General features: G+C 59.2%; 14 protein-coding genes. 2 read left to right on the top strand and 12 right to left on the bottom strand.

Annotated features, from left to right (window positions below):
- Window positions 1–52: 52 nt before the first annotated feature.
- The 9 genes from ACR0J8_RS11455 to ACR0J8_RS11415 form a co-directional block, all read right to left on the bottom strand.
- Entirely contained in the window at window positions 53–1,717 is a 1,665-nt protein-coding gene (locus ACR0J8_RS11455) for an ABC transporter permease (RefSeq protein ID WP_480523121.1), read from the bottom strand.
- A 121-nt stretch (window positions 1,718–1,838) separates the two neighbouring features.
- Window positions 1,839–3,056, bottom strand: coding sequence for a phenylacetate--CoA ligase family protein (locus tag ACR0J8_RS11450; RefSeq protein WP_480523176.1), 1,218 nt, complete (start codon window positions 3,054–3,056; stop codon window positions 1,839–1,841).
- A gap of 19 nt (window positions 3,057–3,075) precedes the next feature.
- A complete protein-coding gene (locus tag ACR0J8_RS11445; protein WP_170612639.1) occupies window positions 3,076–3,909 on the bottom strand; it encodes an ABC transporter ATP-binding protein in 834 nt (277 codons plus the stop codon).
- Between the two features lie 113 nt (window positions 3,910–4,022).
- The gene (locus ACR0J8_RS11440; RefSeq protein WP_170612641.1) at window positions 4,023–5,306 is read right to left on the bottom strand and encodes an ABC transporter substrate-binding protein; all 1,284 of its coding nucleotides are present in this window, start codon (window positions 5,304–5,306) and stop codon (window positions 4,023–4,025) included.
- 74 nt (window positions 5,307–5,380) lie between these two features.
- Entirely contained in the window at window positions 5,381–6,457 is a 1,077-nt protein-coding gene (locus tag ACR0J8_RS11435; protein ID WP_480890234.1) for a branched-chain amino acid ABC transporter permease, read from the bottom strand.
- A 3-nt stretch (window positions 6,458–6,460) separates the two neighbouring features.
- A complete protein-coding gene (locus ACR0J8_RS11430; RefSeq protein WP_170612645.1) occupies window positions 6,461–6,718 on the bottom strand; it encodes a hypothetical protein in 258 nt (85 codons plus the stop codon).
- Between the two features lie 3 nt (window positions 6,719–6,721).
- Window positions 6,722–7,708: a branched-chain amino acid ABC transporter permease gene (locus ACR0J8_RS11425; RefSeq protein WP_480523119.1), complete on the bottom strand. Its 987-nt coding sequence runs from the start codon at window positions 7,706–7,708 to the stop codon at window positions 6,722–6,724.
- A gap of 29 nt (window positions 7,709–7,737) precedes the next feature.
- A complete protein-coding gene (locus ACR0J8_RS11420; protein WP_170680230.1) occupies window positions 7,738–8,556 on the bottom strand; it encodes an ABC transporter ATP-binding protein in 819 nt (272 codons plus the stop codon).
- A 78-nt stretch (window positions 8,557–8,634) separates the two neighbouring features.
- Window positions 8,635–10,578, bottom strand: coding sequence for an AMP-binding protein (locus ACR0J8_RS11415; protein WP_480890368.1), 1,944 nt, complete (start codon window positions 10,576–10,578; stop codon window positions 8,635–8,637).
- Between the two features lie 469 nt (window positions 10,579–11,047).
- On the opposite strand from ACR0J8_RS11415, the gene ACR0J8_RS11410 reads away from it, so the two are divergent.
- Entirely contained in the window at window positions 11,048–11,512 is a 465-nt protein-coding gene (locus tag ACR0J8_RS11410; RefSeq protein WP_480523117.1) for a phosphate-starvation-inducible PsiE family protein, read from the top strand.
- Between the two features lie 268 nt (window positions 11,513–11,780).
- On the opposite strand, the gene mutT is transcribed toward ACR0J8_RS11410, so the two are convergent.
- Genes mutT through ACR0J8_RS11395 form a run of 3 tightly spaced genes read right to left on the bottom strand, consistent with a single transcriptional unit; the run spans window position 11,781 to window position 14,315 of the window.
- Window positions 11,781–12,179, bottom strand: a complete 399-nt coding sequence (gene mutT, locus ACR0J8_RS11405) for an 8-oxo-dGTP diphosphatase MutT (RefSeq protein WP_480523115.1) — start codon at window positions 12,177–12,179, stop codon at window positions 11,781–11,783.
- Window positions 12,180–12,234: 55 nt separating this feature from the next.
- Window positions 12,235–13,461 (bottom strand): bifunctional glutamate N-acetyltransferase/amino-acid acetyltransferase ArgJ, encoded by a 1,227-nt coding sequence (argJ, locus tag ACR0J8_RS11400; RefSeq protein ID WP_480523113.1) that lies wholly within the window; start codon window positions 13,459–13,461, stop codon window positions 12,235–12,237.
- Between the two features lie 5 nt (window positions 13,462–13,466).
- The gene (locus tag ACR0J8_RS11395; RefSeq protein WP_480523111.1) at window positions 13,467–14,315 is read right to left on the bottom strand and encodes a peptidylprolyl isomerase; all 849 of its coding nucleotides are present in this window, start codon (window positions 14,313–14,315) and stop codon (window positions 13,467–13,469) included.
- A gap of 176 nt (window positions 14,316–14,491) precedes the next feature.
- Here ACR0J8_RS11395 and secA point away from each other — a divergent pair, with 176 nt between their 5' ends.
- Window positions 14,492–17,209 carry a preprotein translocase subunit SecA gene (gene secA / locus ACR0J8_RS11390; RefSeq protein ID WP_480523109.1) on the top strand — a complete coding sequence of 906 codons (2,718 nt, stop codon included), beginning with the start codon at window positions 14,492–14,494 and terminating at the stop codon, window positions 17,207–17,209.
- Window positions 17,210–17,219: the final 10 nt, after the last annotated feature.

Raw genomic sequence — 17,219 nt, 5'->3', positions numbered from 1 at the left:
TGTTTTAATCAACCCCGAGGCAGACACGCTGGTTCATTTTGCCTTGAACCTGTTACCTGCGGCCAACCTGCCGGCAGATCAGGATCACGGGCAACAATCCAACAGCCAGTATCACAAGCGAGGGTACGGCAGCCCCTTCCAGCCGCTCATCAGACGCCAATCTGTAAGCCTGCACTGCCAGCGTGTCGAAGTTGAAGGGCCGCATGATCAGCGTCGCGGGCAGTTCCTTCATGACATCGACAAACACGATCAGCAGCGCGGTCAGCAGCGATGGCGTCAGAATCGGCAGGTGCACCCGCCGCAGCGTCGCCAGCGGCGTCTGGCCCAAAGACCGCGACGCGGCATCCATATTTGCGTGAACCGTGCTTTGTCCGCCTTCATAGGCGCTGAGCGCGGCGGCCAGAAACCGCACCATATACGCCGCGACCAGCAACCAGATCGAACCGGTGATCAGCAACCCGGTCGAAATATCGAAGGTCTTGCGCATCCACGCGTCCAGCGCGTTGTCGAACCCGGCAAAAGGCACGATCAGACCGACCGCAATGACACCGCCCGGAACCGCGTATCCCAGCCGCGCCAGATAAGCCGCCGCTGACGAGACGCGCCCCGGTCTCAGGCGCTGATAAAAGCCCACGCAAATGGCGGCGAACACGGTCACCACAGCGGCTATACCGGCCAAAGTTAGTGAGTTCTGGATGAACCCGATATAGCGCCGCGACAAAAGGTTCTGTTCTGAGGTCATCCCCATCTGCACCAGTATGATCACCGGCAGAAGAAAACCCAGGACGACCGGAATGATGCACAGGACAAATGCCCCGACCGACTGCCAGCCTTTCAAATGTGCTGTTGGCAGCGCGGCGTGGCTTTTACCGGCCTGATAGTATTTGGCTTTGCCGCGCTGGGTCCGTTCGGCTACGGCCATCAGCAGCGCGAACCCTAGCAGGCACAGGGCCAGTTGAGCGGCTGCAGCGCGGTCGCCTATGGAAAACCAGCTTGTATAGATCCCGGTGGCAAAAGTCTGAACGCCGAAATAGGCGACTGTTCCAAAATCGGCGATGGTCTCCATCACTGCCAGCAGAACACCGCCAGCAATTGCCGGGCGCGCCATCGGCAGGGACACGCGCCAGAATGCCATCCACGGGCTGTTGCCCAACGCCCGGGCCGCCAGAAAGGCCGAGCCGCTTTGCTGTATGAACGCCGCGCGCGCCAGCAGATAGACATAGGGATACAGTACCAGGATCAGCATGACCGCCGCGCCTTCGGTCGAGCGGATTTCGGGGAACCAGTAGTCGCGTGGCCCCCAACCCGTTATTTGCCGCAGGTTGGTTTGAACAATGCCGGGGTGATCCAGAATAAAGGTGTAAGCATAAGCCAGAACATAGGCCGGAAAGGCCAGGGGCAGAACCAGAGCGATCTCGAGAAGTCGCACACCGGGAAAGCGTGTCATGGTCACAAGCCACGCGGCACCGACACCGATCGAAAAGGTCCCCGCCGAAACCAGGACCACCAGAACCGCCGTGGTCAGCGCGTATCCGGGCAGAACCGTGGACATCAGATGCGAGATCGTGGCCGTACCACCGGTTGCGGCCGCCAGAACAACCGCCACCATCGGCAGCAGACAGGCCGCAGCCACAAAAAGAGCGACCCCGCCGACAATCCTGGTGCCCAATACGCCGCGGTTGCGGGATCCGTGTTCTGAATACTCTATTTCGGCCATTGTCCCGGCTAACGAGTGGCAAATGCGCAGGTTTGGTCTTTCATTGACCAAAACGCTCCGAAAAGCCAGTAGGCGGGGCAACAATTCTGCGGCACTTACTGCCGCAGACTGTTCCGATGCGTCATTCGTAGACGCGCTGATCCTCGATAACCAGCCCATCCTTGGGAAGCGAGCCGGGTGCAACCACCTCGACCGCGCCCTTCAGCTTCAGGACCTCGACGACCGATTTGGCATAGGCCGCGTCGTTTTCGCAGGGGCTTTCGATCTGAACCGTCATCATGTCCATCTCGCCCTGGCGGGCTGCAATCACGCGCGCTTTGACGATTTCCTCGTGCTTGTCCACCAGCGCCGCAACCTGTTCCGGACGCACGAACATGCCCTTGATCTTGGTGGTCTGATCGGCGCGGCCCATCCAGCCCTTGATGCGGGTATTTGTCCGCCCGCAAGGGGACTGGCCCGGCATGATGGCCGACAAGTCACCGGTGGCAAAGCGGATCAGCGGGTAATCCGGGTTGAAGGTCGTGACCACAACCTCGCCAACCTCGCCGGGTGCAACCGGAATTCCGGTGCCGGGGGTGACGATCTCGACGATGACATGTTCGTCGATGATCATCCCTTCCATCGCGGCACTTTCATAGGCGATGTTGCCCAAATCCGCCGTGGCATAGCATTGCAGGCAGGAAATACCCCGGTCGGCATAGTCCTGCCGCAATGAGGGAAACAGCGCACCCCCGCCCACAACCGCCTTCGAGAAATTCAGCGAAACGCCCATCTCGTCAGCCTTATCCAGGATCACTTTCAGGTAATCGGGCGTTCCCGCATATGCGGTGCATCCGATATCACGGGCAGCAGTGACCTGAAGCTCGGTCTGGCCGGTGCCCGCTGGCAACACGGCAGCGCCGACGGCCCGCGCGCCGTTCTCAAAGATCATTCCGGCCGGTGTCAGATGATACCCAAAACAGTTCTGCACGATGTCTCCGGGTCCGACTCCGGCGGCGTGCAGAAACCGGCCCATGCGCCACCAGTCGTGATCCGTGCTGCCCGGTTCGTATATCGGACCCGGTGATTGAAACACATGGTGGAAATGACGCGCCGGTTTTACCGTGAACCCACCAAATGGCGCACGTGCGGCCTGCCCCTGTGTCAGGTCGGACTTCCGCAAAACCGGCAGCTTCGCCAGATCCTCGATCGTGGCAACCGCGTCGACATCCGCATCCGCAAAATGAGCCGCAAATCCCGGTGCCGATTTCGCCCGCTGCAATTGCGCGCGCAATGCCTGGGTCTGATCAGACAAACGTTGATCGGCCGAGCGGGTTTCGAGTGCATCGAAGTAAGTCATCGCCAAATCCTCCATCCGCTCACAGCCACCGCTTGCGGCGGCGATAAGAGCGCACATCCCGAAAGCTCTTGCGGCCTTCGTCCGACATGCCGAGATAGAATTCCTTTACATCCGGGTTTTCGCGCAATTCTGCGGCGGGGCCGTCCATCACGACGCGACCCGATTCCAGAATGTATCCATAATGCGCAAACCTAAGCGCGACATTGGTGTTCTGTTCGGCCAGCAGGAAGGACACGCCTTCTTTCTCGTTCAGATCCTTCACAATGCCGAAAATCTCTTCGACCAGCTGCGGCGCCAATCCCATCGACGGTTCGTCCAGCAGGATTGTCTCGGGCCGGGACATCAGCGCCCGTCCCATCGCAACCATCTGCTGCTCGCCACCCGAGGTATAACCGGCCTGGCTTCGGCGGCGTTCCTTGAGGCGGGGGAAATATGTGTAGACCAGCTCAAGGTCCTGCTGAATCGCGGCCTTGCCATCCTTGCGGGTATAGGCACCGGTCAGCAGGTTTTCCTCGACCGTCAGGTGTTCAAAGCAATGGCGGCCCTCCATCACCTGGATCACGCCTTTCTGCACCAGATCAGCCGGATCGCTTTCGTGAACACTGGTTCCGCGATATTTGATGGAACCTTTGGTCACCTCGCCCCGTTCGGAATGCAGCAGGTTTGACACCGCCTTGAGCGTCGTCGTCTTGCCTGCACCATTGCCACCCAGCAGGGCCGTGATACCGCCCTTGGGCACAGTCAGGCTGACGCCTTTCAGCACGAGGATCACATGGTTGTAGATCACCTCGATATTGTTGACTTCAAGCAGGGTTTCCGCCTGCACGTCAGTGGTTTGTGCCGCATCCAGCATCAGCGTGTTTCCTCATGCCTGCCCCATCCGGGGCGGTTCATCAGGAGCGGCAGGCACGCCGCCGCTCCGATTGTTTGGCGACCCCGGATCGCTCCGGGACGCGGAGTCTTCTCTTATTCGCAGCGGGGTGCGACGTTGTTTTCAGCCGCGTACGCGTTAGAATCTTCCGCAACCAGCGCGCCGATCACTTCGCCATCGGTTGGCTTGAAGTCGGAAATCAGGCTCCAGGTCTTGGTGCCGGCATCCCATTGGGACACACCGATCAGGCCGGGGCCACCATGGTTGTCACACGACACCTGGAAGGTTGGGCCAAAGTTCGGCATGCCCAGTGCGGCCATACGCTCTTCGGTGATGTTGAGGTTCTCCATCGCGTCGCGCACCATGCCCGGTGTAACATCGCCAGTTCCGTTGGCCTCTTGCGCGTCCTTGATCGCTTCGGCGGCCAGCATCGCGGAATAGAGACCGCGGTTGTACAGAACGGTACCGACCTGATCGCCTGCGCCTGCGGCCTTACCGGCATCGACAACATGCGTTTTGATGTCATCGAATACAGGGAAGTCATTACCGACCGCGTGGAAGGTGACGGCCTTGTACCCGTTCGCCTTGTCGCCTGCGGGCAGCACGTCATGCTGCGCACCCGACCACCAGACGCCGATGAAATTTTCCATCGGGAAACGGATGTTCGCGGCTTCCTGGATTGCGACCTGGTTCATCACGCCCCAACCCCACATCAGAACGTAGTCCGGCTTTTCGCGGCGGATTTGCAGCCATTGCGACTTTTGCTCCTGACCGGGGTGATCTACCGGCAGCGTGGACAGTTCAAAACCGTGCTTCTTGGACAGCTCTTCCAGCGTGCGGATCGGCTCTTTGCCGTAGGCCGAGTTGTGATAGACCAGCGCGATTTTCTTGCCGTTCAGATCACCGCCATTTTCTTCCAGCAGATAGTTCACCGCGCCCGAGGCGCCGTCCCAGTAATTGGCGGGATAGTTGAAGACATGGCTGAACACCTTGCCGTTGCGGGCCGAAGTCCGGCCATATCCCATGGTGTGAAGCGGGATGTCATCGGCCGTCACTTTCGGGATGAGCTGATAGGTGATGCCGGTCGACAGCGGTTGATAGATCAGCGCGCCCTCGCCCTTGGTCGATTCATAGCATTCCACACCCTTTTCGGTGTTGTAGCCGGTCTCGCATTCGACAACACGAACGGGAACACCGCCGATACCGCCATCCCTCTCATTCAACAGAGTGAAATAGTCGTTGTAGCCGTCCGAGAACGGAATACCGCCCGCAGCATAAGGCCCTGTGCGATAGCTGAGGTCCGGGATCACAAGATCCGCCAAAGCGGGCCCTGCGGCCATCAGAGCGCCCAGCGCCATAGTTGCCAGTTTCTTGTTCATCGGGTGTTTCCTCCCTTGGTTATTCCGATGCGGTTTCGGGCTTTGCACCCGTCTTATGATTGGGCCGGTTCCGTTTAGTGCGGGAACGGCCAGAGTCTGAGTTTTTCCTTGGCCACGCGCCACAGCTGCGCCAGCCCGTGTGGTTCCAGGATCAGGAACATGATGATCAGCGCACCGACGATCACAAGCTGAAGATGCGCCACGATATCGGTGGGCCAGCCCAGAACGTCGACCCCGACGACCTTCAGAACCACCGGCAACAGCACAAGAAACGCAGCCCCGGCAAAGGATCCGAAAATAGAGCCTAATCCGCCGATAATCACCATGAACAGCACCAGGAACGACTTCTGGATGCCGAACACCTCGCCCACTTCGACCGCGCCCAGATAGACCGCAAAGAACAGCGCACCAGCTATGCCGACAAAGAACGAACTGACGGCGAAGGCGCTGATCTTGGCCTTCAGCGGGTTCACCCCGATGATTTCGGCTGCGATGTCCATGTCACGGATCGCCATCCATGTGCGCCCGGTGGTGCCGCGCGTCAGGTTGCGGGCAATCAGCGCGCTGACCGTCAGGAAGATCAGGCAGAACAGATAGGTCGCCCAGGCCGGAGCATTCGGCCCCGTGATGATGATGCCGAACACATCACGTTCGGGCGCATTGATCTGACCCGAAGCGGAATAGTTGTAGAACCACGGCACCCGGTTGAACAGCCAGACCAGAAAGAACTGCGCCGCCAGCGTGGCCACCGCCAGATAGAACCCTTTGATCCGCAGCGAAGGCAGACCGAACAGCACACCCACGATGGCCGTAATGCCTCCGGCAAGCAGGACATGGATGAACAGGCTGACATCGGGAAAGGCCGTCATCAGCTTGTAACAGGCATATGCGCCCACAGCCATGAACCCGCCGGTCCCCAGCGATACCTGCCCGCAATAGCCCACCAGAATGTTCAGCCCGATGGCCGCGATTGCGTAGATCAGGAACGGCAACAGCAGCGCGTTGGCCCAATAATCGTTGATGATGAACGGAATGATCCCGAACGCCACCGCCAGCACCACGTAGTAGCGGTACCGATCAAACTTGATCGGGAAAGTCTGGCTGTCATCCACGTACGAGACTTTGAAGTCCCCGGCTTCACGATAGAACATGTCTTACTTTCCCCATTCTTCCTGCGCCCGGTTCCGGGTCGCAGCGTCCAATTGTTTTGAAGACTTGGCGTAACCGCTCTGCTCGGTGTTGCGCACCAGTTTCATATAGGCCAGCACGCCCGTCACCAAACCGGCAAACGCCAGGATCGCGGCGATCATCAACTGGCCGTCCGTCAGCCCCTCGGCTGTGATCGCGATGTAGCCGAAGGCCCAGAACCCGGCCCAGGCGATGACGTTAATGATGGCGATCAGCTTCTGCACGACCTAAACCCTTTCGATGATCTTCTCACCGAACAGACCCTGAGGCCGGAACACGAGGAAGATCAGCGCCAGAACATAGGCGAACCAGTTCTCGGTCGCGCCGCCCACCATCGGGCCGATCGCGAATTCGAACAGCTTCTCTCCCACACCGATGATCAGCCCGCCCACGATCGCGCCGGGGATCGAGGTGAACCCGCCCAGCATCAACACCGGCAGCGCCTTGAGCGCGATCAGCGACAATGAGAACTGCACGCCGGACTTGGTGCCCCACATGATCCCTGCGACCAGTGCCACGAATCCGGCCACCGACCAGACCATGACCCAGATGAAGTTCAGCGAAATGCCGACCGACAGCGCGGCCTGGTGATCATCCGCCACGGCGCGCATCGCCCGGCCCTGTTTGGTGTACTGGCTGAAGGTCACCAGCGCCGCCACCAGCAGCGCCGCAATGACCGTCGCCACGATATCCAGATTGTCGATGAAGAAGCCGTAATCAAAGATGTTGAACGTCGTCTCGTCAATCCACAGGTTGATACCCTGCGGCAGGCCAACATCCAGCGTCTTGATCTCGGATCCCCACATCAGGTCGGCCACGCCTTCAAGGAAATAGGCCAGACCGATGGTCGCCATGAACAGAATGATTGGCTCCTGCCCGACCAGATGGCGCATGACGAACCGCTGCACCGCCCAGGCCAGCAAGACCATCACCGCCATTGTCAGAATGATCGCCAGCAACGCGGGCACGTTCCAGCCGAAATAGTGGACATGGGTGCCGAAGATCGCGTTGATCAGATGCGCAAAGGGCACCTGACCGTTCATGATCCCGACCAGTGTCATCGCCGCAAACAGGGCCATAACCCCTTGCGCGTAATTGAAAATCCCGGACGCCTTGTAGATCAGCACAAAGCCCAGCGCGACCAGTGCATAAAGCACCCCGGCCATCAGACCGTTGAGGATGACCTCCATCGCAAATACGAGTTGTTCAGGCATGTCAGCCCCTCCCCAATTCTGCCAAGGCTTCAGTCATGGCTGACCCCCAGATAGGCGTCGATGACTTCCTGATTGTTGCGCACCTCGTCGGGTGTGCCGTCGCCGATCTTCTTGCCGTAATCCATCACGACCACCCGGTCGCTAAGGTCCATCACCACGCCCATGTCGTGTTCGATCAGGGCAATCGTGGTGCCGAACTCGTCATTCACGTCGAGGATAAAGCGGCTCATGTCCTCTTTCTCTTCGACATTCATGCCCGCCATCGGTTCATCCAGCAGCAACAGCTTGGGTTCCGCAGCCAGCGCACGGGCCAGCTCGACGCGTTTTTTCAACCCGTATGGCAAGCGCGCCACGGGCGTCTTTCGGATGTGTTGAATTTCAAGAAAGTCGATTATCTTCTCGACTGCCTCACGGTTCTCGACCTCTTCCGCCTCGGCCTTACCCTTCCAAAACGCCTGCTGCAGGACGTTGGTCTTCATGAAGTTCAGGCGGCCGGTCATCACGTTGTCCAGCACGCTCATCCCCTCGAACAGGGCGATGTTCTGGAACGTGCGCGCAATGCCCTGGCGCGCCACTTCGTAGGGGCGCATCGCCGGGCGTTTCGATCCGTGGAACCAGACCTCACCCTCCTGCGGAACATAGAACCCGGAAATCACGTTCAGCATCGAGGATTTACCGGCCCCGTTCGGGCCGATGATCGCGCGAATTTCACCTTCGCGGATGTCAAACGAGATATCCTTGATCGCCACGACGCCGCCAAAGCGCAAGGTGATGTTCTTCATCTCCATCACCACACCGCCGATCTTGCGGCCGTCTTCGGTGACATATCCTTCGGAATTATCCAGCATCAGTCGCTCCCTGACGTTTGGAAAAACGGGACGGCGGGCGGGGCGATGACCGCAGGTCGAGCGGCGTACGACCGGCCCTCATTCTGCCGCCACCTTGTGCTGCGCGACAGGCACGACCGGCGCATCGACAATCTTCAAGGTCGCGCTGATCGCGCCTTTGCGGCCATCCTCATAGGTCACTTCCGTGGTCGTCGAAATGCTCTCGGACCCATCATAAAGTGCCTGGATGATGTCGTGGAACTTCTCTTCAACGAAGCCGCGCCGCACCTTGCGGGTCCGGGTCATTTCACCGTCATCCGCATCCAGTTCCTTGTGCAGAACCACAAAGCGATGCACCTGGCAGCCCGACAACATTTCGTCAGCGGCCACAGACTTGTTGACCTCTTCCACATGGCCGCGAATCGTCTCTAACACACGGGGATGCGCCGCCAGTTCCTGATAGGACGCATAGGCCACGTTGTTACGTTCGGCCCAGTTGCCGACAGCGGTCAGGTCGATATTGATGAAGGCCACGCAGCGATCCTTGCCGTTGCCGAACAGGACAACTTCAAGAATGTCAGGAAAGAACTTCAATTTGTTTTCGACATATTTCGGCGCGAACATGGACCCGTCGGCCATTTTGCCCACATCCTTGGCGCGGTCGATGATCCGCAGATGGCCGCTGCTTTCTTCGATAAATCCGGCATCCCCGGTCGCCACCCAACCTTCGGCATCTTTGGTCGATGCAGTCGATTCCGGGTTGTTGTAATACTCGACGAACACACCGGGCGAGCGGTAGTGAATCTCGCCCTTGTCGTCGATCTTCAGTTCGACATCCGGCGCAGGGACGCCAACCGTGTCGGCCCGAACCTCTCCATCCGGCTGAACGGTGATAAAGACCGTCGCTTCGGTCTGGCCGTAAAGCTGTTTCAGATTGATGCCCAGCGAGCGGTAGAAATCGAAAATCTCCGGCCCGATTGCCTCACCCGCCGTGTAGCCGACGCGAAAGCGACCGTAACCAAGCGTGTCCTTCAGCGGACCATACACCAGCAGATTGCCCAGCGCGTATTTCATCCGGTCGCCGAAACCCACCGGCTTGCCGTCCAGCAGCAGGCCTCCGACCTTCTTGGCATGCGCCATGAAGTGGTGGAACATGCGCTGCTTCAGTTTGCTCGCATCCTCCATCCGGATCATCACGTTGGTTAGCTGCGTCTCGAACACGCGCGGCGGGGCAAAGAAGTAGGTCGGTCCGATCTCGCGCAGGTCCGTCATCATCGTGTCGGCGCTTTCAGGGCAGTTCACGCAGAAGCCGCACCAATAGGCCTGTCCGATCGAAAAGATGAAATCCCCAACCCACGCCATCGGCAGATAGGACAGAATGTCTTCGTTCCGTGTCAGATGATCGAAATCGGCCGAGTTCTTGGCGCTCTCGATCACGTTGCGGTTCGACAACACCACGCCCTTGGGCTTGCCGGTGGTGCCCGAGGTGTAAAGCATCACACATGTGTCGTCATAGGTGATCTCGGAGATGCGCTTGTCCAACTCCTCATCGAACCGCGCATGGCCGGCGCTGCCCTCGGCCATGATATCGGCCAAAGCGTTCATCTGACTATGGTCGTATTTCCGCATCCCCCGCTTGTCGGTATAGAGGATGTGTTTGACCTGATCCATTTTTCCCTGGATTTCGATGACCTTGTCGACTTGCTCCTGATCACCGCAGACGACGTATTTCGCGCCGCAATGTTCCAGAACATAGGCCATCTCTTCGGCGACTGAATCCTGATAGAGAGGCACCGGAACCGCGCCCACCATCTGGGCCGCGACCATGGACCAGTAATGCGCCGGGCGGTTGCGGCCGATAACCGCGATATGGTCGCCCTTCTCGACGCCAAGCTCCAGAAAACCCAGCGCGATGGCGCGGATTTCCCGGGCCGCTTCTGCCCAGGTCCAGCATTGCCAGATCCCGAATTCTTTTTCCCGATAGGCCGGGGCATCCCCGAACCGGGTCACATTGCGGTGTAACAGCGCCGGAAGAGACTGCATCCCTTCGGCGCCCGACTGCGTCTGAGCCAATCTTTTCTCCTCCCCATCCGACCCCTCTCCCCGGGGACGGAAATGGCGGTTCCGGAACAGGGTCCGAACGCCAATGCCCCGATTTGGGACAGTGGCACAGTCAGCGTCAACTTTTTCCTGATGTTTTCTCAATTCTTACGAATTGTAACAGGGGTAGAGTGGTGATCTTCTGATTTGCACCAAACTTACAAGCAACGAAATTATGCCTCCGGGAAAAGCGGGGCGGAAAACGGGCCGTTGGCACACGGACAGATCCAGCAGACCGGCTGATACCGCTTCAAAGTTTTCCGGGAGCCATCGACGGGGCGTTGTGACGACCAACAGATCGGACTGGAAAACCAATTCCCTTTCATGGAAAAGTTCCGTCAAAGCCGAGGCGAGTGATGCAACTGTATGAAATATCTCACGCTGGTGAACGAACACGGAATTGGAGATTACAGTGAGTGGCGAAAATAACAAACCGATCCCGGCACATGTGGAACTAGATCCCGATCACGAAGACGCCATCGTTCGGTGGTGCAACAGGATGATCCGCCACGGTGTCAGAGCATTGTCAGTGCTCATGCTCGGAATCATTCTGATGGCTATTATAGACGCAGGTTTCACAACATTTCAGAAGTTGCTGGAACCGCCTGTCTACATCTTGGAAGTCAGTGACCTTCTTACAGTTTTTAGCGCTGTATTGGTCGTTCTTATCGCAATTGAGATCTATACAAATATCACGCTCTATCTGACCGCTGACGTCATCCACATCAAGCTTGTGGTCGCGACGGCCTTGATGGCGGTCGCACGAAAAATCATCACGCTCGACGACAAGAATCTGGAGCCGCAGTACTTTCTTGGTTACGCGGCAATCGGCCTAGCCTTGGGCGTAACATACTGGCTTATCGCGAGAAAACCGTGAGTCCAACTGCTCGTTTGTGTCCGACGCACCGGTGAAGCCGTTTGCTTGGCCTGCTCGGAGTCTGACCCCTCCATCGGAAAGTTGCGGTTGGGCCATTCGATCTGGGTCGGCACAATGCGATCTGCTGGATTTTCCTTTAGGGCGTGACGGCTTGGTGTCGTTTACCAGAAGGGCGCAGTTTGTGCTGACCATTTGCGAAAAGAAACAGCTGCCAGGTCCACGTTCCCGACATCCAGACTGATCACCCTGAATGCCCTTTGCATTCCACTTATAACCAGTCCCGCAAGATCGGGATCAGCGGCACATCTGCGGCAGGCATGGGGTAGTTGCGCAAGTCGTTGGCGCGGACCCATTTCAGCGCCTGCCCTTCTTTCGACTGCGGGATGCCCTGCCATTTGCGGCAGGCGAACAACGGCATCAGCAGATGGAAGTCACTATAGCTGTGACTGGCAAAGGTCAGTGGGGCCAGGCAGGACGCCCAGGTGTCGATACCCAGTTCTTCGTGCAATTCGCGGATCAGCGCGGCCTCGGGGGTTTCGCCGGGTTCGATCTTGCCGCCGGGGAACTCCCACAGACCGGCCATGGATTTGCCTTCCGGGCGCTGCGCCAGCAGAACCCGGCCTTCGATATCGATCAGAGCGACCGCAGACACCAATACGGTTTTCATGGTCGCACTCCCGGACGCAAAACCGGGCTCCACTTTTGCTGGAATTGCTCCGGTTTCACGAGCGATAATCCGCGTTGATCTCGATATAGCCGTGGGTCAGATCGCAGGTCCAGACGGTGGATTTGCCCTCGCCCAGCCCAAGATCAACGGCAATCACCAGATCCTGACCTTTCATATATGCGGCCGCGTCTTCTTCGCGGTAATCCGGGCTGACCCAACCTTTTTCAGCCACCAGAATGTCACCGAAAGAGATGCTCAGAAGGTCACGGTCTGCCGCGGCACCGGACTTACCAATAGCCATGACCACACGGCCCCAGTTCGGGTCCTCGCCCGCGATGGCCGTCTTGATCAGCGGAGAGTTGGCGATAGCCAGCCCATGCACCTTGGCATCCGCATCCGAGGCCGCACCAGTCACGCGAATTTCCACGAATTTCGTGGCGCCTTCACCGTCGCGCACCACTTGCTGTGCCAGATCCAGCATGACGCCTTCCAGCGCCTCTGCAAACGCCCCATTGCCGGTGGCATCCATCCCCGAGGCCCCCGTCGCGCACAACAGCAGACTGTCCGAAGTCGAGGTGTCGCTGTCGACAGTGATGCAGTTGAACGTCCGGTCCGTCTGCGCGCCCAGCATCGCCTGCAGTGCCGATTGCTCGACCCGGGCATCCGTGAAGATGTAGACCAGCATCGTCGCCATGTCCGGCGCGATCATGCCGGAGCCCTTGGCAATCCCTGCAATAGAGACTGTTTTGCCGTCAATCGCAACCTGCGCCGATGCCCCTTTCGGGAAAGTATCGGTGGTCATGATGGCGCGGGCGGCATCCTCGATCGCATGCCGGCTGAGCCCCGCCTTCAGCGTCTCAAGCTGGGCCACGATGCGTTCATGCGGCAGCGGTTCACCAATCACGCCGGTTGATGAGGTAAAGACCCGTTCGACCGGAACGCCGGTGGCCTTGGAAACGGCCTGGGTTACTTCTGCCACCGAGGTCTGGCCATAATGGCCGGTGAAGGCGTTGGCATTGCCCGAGTTCACAACGATCGCTGCCGGTCCTTCGCTGGATCCGCCAATCTTGTTCTGACAATCCAGCACCGGGGCCGCGCGGGTCGCCGAGCGGGTGAATACCCCGGCCACGGATGTGCCCGGATCCAGCACTGCCAGCATGACATCGGTACGACCCTGATAGCGCACACCGGCCTCAACCGTCGCGAAACGCACGCCGTCGATGGCCGGAAGGTCGGGGAAGGCCGCAGGTGCCAGCGGCGACACTTTAGTGATATTGGCCAAGGGGATTACTCCTGAATCAGATCCAGCTGCCGCATGATTTCCGGACCGGCACCTTCCAGCGCCGGACGCTCGATCTGGGCTTTCTGGGTCAGTTCGTCGATACGGGCCTGAATGGCTTCCTGCTGGATGGATTGGGCCAGTTCATTGCGAACATCGGCAAGTTCGGGGGCCTCGGACTTGCGCTGATCGTTCAGGATGATCACGTGCCAGCCGAACTGGGTCTGCACAGGATCCGAGATCTGGCCTACTTCCAGTTCCAGCACGGCGGCCTCAAACTCGGGCACCATGCGACCCTTGCCGAACCAGCCCAGCACGCCGCCATTGGGGCCAGACGGGCCGGTGGATTTTTCCCTGGCGAGCTCCGCGAAATCCGCGCCATCGTCCAGCTGGGTCTTGATTTCCTTGGCCTCATCCTCGGTTTCTACCAGAATGTGGCTGGCCTCGTACTCGTCCTCGCCTTCAAACTCGGCGATCTGCGCATCATAGGCGGCCTGAATCGACTCGTCCGTCACCAGACCGCCGGTGATTTCGGCAACCGTCTGCACGGCCCTCAGCGAACGTTCCTCGTTCTTGAGCGTCAGGGCGTTGTAGGTGGAAAGGCCTTCCTGTTCCTGGCTGAGCAATTGCTGCTGGACCAGCTGCTCGACGATGAAGTCAAAGAGGACCTGGTCTTCCATCTGCTGGTATTGCTGCGGCAGGCTTGCGGCGGTGGCGATCACGTGACCCAAAGTGATCTCGTCCCCGTTGACGCGCGCAACCACAGTGGTCGCATCCGGCTGGGTCTGGGCGGCCAGTGGCAGGGCCATCACGGCGGCCAGGGCCAGCGATGGCAGAAAAGTGAGGCCTTTGGGCATTGAATTATCCTATTTCCATGCCGCGACAGGGCGCAGCGTTGACACTCTGGAACCTGCCGCTTACATCGCTTTGAAGCCTTGGACAGGGCCGCCTTTCACCCCCCGTATCTATGGGTTGCGCGCAAGGTGGGCAAGCCTGTCGCAACCAAGACAAGAACAGATCCGCTGGAGTGAACATGCTGGGACTCGGAACGCTTGCCAAAAAGGTGTTCGGAACACCGAACGACCGCAAGATCAAGGCGACCCGCCCGCTGGTCGAAAAGATCAACGCGCTGGAGCCGGAGTTTGAGAAACTGTCGGATGAGGGTTTGATCGAGAAGACCAAAGAGCTGCGCCAACGCGCGCTGGATGGCGAGAGCCTGGATGCCTTGCTGCCCGAAGCTTTTGCCAACGTGCGCGAAGGAGGAAAGCGGGCTCTGGGTCTGCGGGCATTCGACGTGCAGCTGATGGGCGGCGCGTTCCTGCATCAGGGCAACATCTCGGAAATGAAAACGGGTGAGGGAAAGACGCTGGTCGCCACCCTCCCGGCTTATCTGAACGCGCTGACCGGCAAGGGTGTGCACGTGGTCACGGTGAACGAATACCTGGCCAAGCGTGACGCGGAATGGATGGGCAAGGTTTTCTCGGCCGTAGGCATGACGACCGGTGTGATCTGGTCCGGTCAGCCGGACGAAGAGAAAAAGGCGGCCTATGCCTGCGACATCACCTATGCCACCAACAATGAGCTGGGCTTCGACTACCTGCGCGACAACATGAAGGCGGACCTGAACGACGTCTATCAGAAGCACCATAATTTCGCGATCGTGGACGAGGTCGACTCGATCCTGATCGATGAGGCGCGGACACCGCTGATCATCTCGGGTCCATCACAGGACCGGTCGGACCTGTATACCGCGATCGATACGCTGATCCCGTTGCTGCAGGACGATCACTATTCGCTGGACGAAAAGTCGCGCTCGGTGACCTTTACCGATGAAGGCAACGAGTATCTTGAGCAGCAGTTGCTGGCAAACGACCTGATCCCTGAAGGTCATTCGCTGTACGACCCCGAAAGCACGACCGTGGTGCATCACGTCAACCAGGGCCTGCGCGCGCACAAGCTGTTTCAGCGCGACAAGGACTACATCGTCCGCGACGGCAATGTGGTACTGATCGACGAATTTACGGGCCGGATGATGCCGGGCCGCCGGTTGTCCGAAGGCCTGCATCAGGCCATCGAAGCCAAGGAAGGCGTGCAGATTCAGCCCGAGAACGTGACCCTGGCCAGCGTGACGTTCCAGAATTACTTCCGTCTTTATGACAAGCTGGGCGGCATGACCGGTACCGCGCTGACCGAAGCCGAGGAATTTGCCGAGATCTATGGGCTGGGTGTGGTCGAAGTTCCGACCAACAAGCCGATCGCCCGTCTGGACGAAGACGATCAGGTCTATCGCACCGCCCCCGAGAAATACGACGCGATGATCAAGGAAACCAAAAAGGCGGTCGAGAAGGGCCAGCCGGTTTTGCTGGGCACCACCTCGATTGAAAAATCAGAGGTGCTGAGCCAGATGCTGACCGAGGAGGACATTCAGCACAACGTGCTAAACGCCCGCCAGCACGAGCAGGAAGCGCAAATCGTCGCCGAAGCGGGTCGTCTGGGCGCGGTGACCATCGCCACCAACATGGCCGGACGCGGTACCGACATTCAATTGGGCGGCAACGTGGAAATGAAGGTTCTGCAGGCACTTGCCGAGAACCCCGAAGCGGACCCCGCCGAACTGCGCGCGGCGGAAGAGGCGCGTCACGCCGAGGAAAAACAGAAGGTGCTTGAGGCCGGTGGCCTGTATGTCATGGCCTCGGAACGGCATGAAAGCCGCCGCATCGACAACCAGTTGCGTGGCCGTTCGGGCCGCCAGGGCGACCCGGGCCGCACCGTGTTCTACCTGAGCCTCGAAGACGATCTGATGCGCATCTTCGGCTCGGAACGGCTAGACAAGGTGCTGACAACGCTGGGTATGAAAGAAGGCGAGGCGATCATCCACCCGTGGGTGAACAAGTCGCTGGAACGCGCACAGTCCAAGGTCGAAGGCCGCAACTTTGACATGCGCAAGAACGTTCTGAAGTTCGACGACGTAATGAACGACCAGCGCAGGGTGATCTTCAGCCAGCGGCGCGAGATCATGTCGACCGGTGACCTTTCGGAAATCGTATCGGACATGCGCGAACAGGTAATCGACGATCTGATCGACGAATATATGCCGCCGAAAACCTATGCCGACCAGTGGGACACCGACGGTCTGCACGAGGCAATCAAGGACAAGCTGACCATCGACGCGCCGGTTCAGGACTGGGCCGCCGAGGAAGGCGTCGATGACGAGCAGGTGCGCGAGCGCCTGATCAAGGCCGCCGACGAGATGATGGCCCAGAAGGCCGCCGCGTTTGGCCCCGAGAACATGCGCAACATCGAAAAGCAGGTGCTGCTGCAGACCATCGACGGCAAGTGGCGCGAGCATCTTCTGACGCTGGAACATCTGCGCTCGGTCGTGGGCTACCGCAGCTATGCCCAGCGCGATCCGCTGAACGAGTACAAGAACGAAAGCTTTCAGCTGTTCGAAGGGATGCTGGACAGCCTGCGCGAAACCGTGACCCAGCAATTGTCGCGTGTTCGCCCGCTGACCGAGGAAGAGCAGCGTGAGATGCTGGCCCAGATGGCGGCGCAGCAGGCCCAGGCGCAACAGGCGGTCGAACAGGCCGCCGGTCAGGCCGAAGCAGTCGCAGAAGCCGACGCCTCGGGTGATGCCCGGCCCGGATTTGACGAAAGCGATCCGGCGACCTGGGGTAACCCGTCGCGCAACGACCGCTGCCCCTGTGGATCCGGAAAGAAGTTCAAACACTGTCACGGCAGGCTGACCTAACGTCACCCAA

This window comes from Ruegeria sp. N11 (assembly GCF_056531525.1).
The sequence above is the reverse complement of the archived record's forward strand: the minus strand, read 5'-3'. Positions and strand labels throughout refer to the sequence as shown.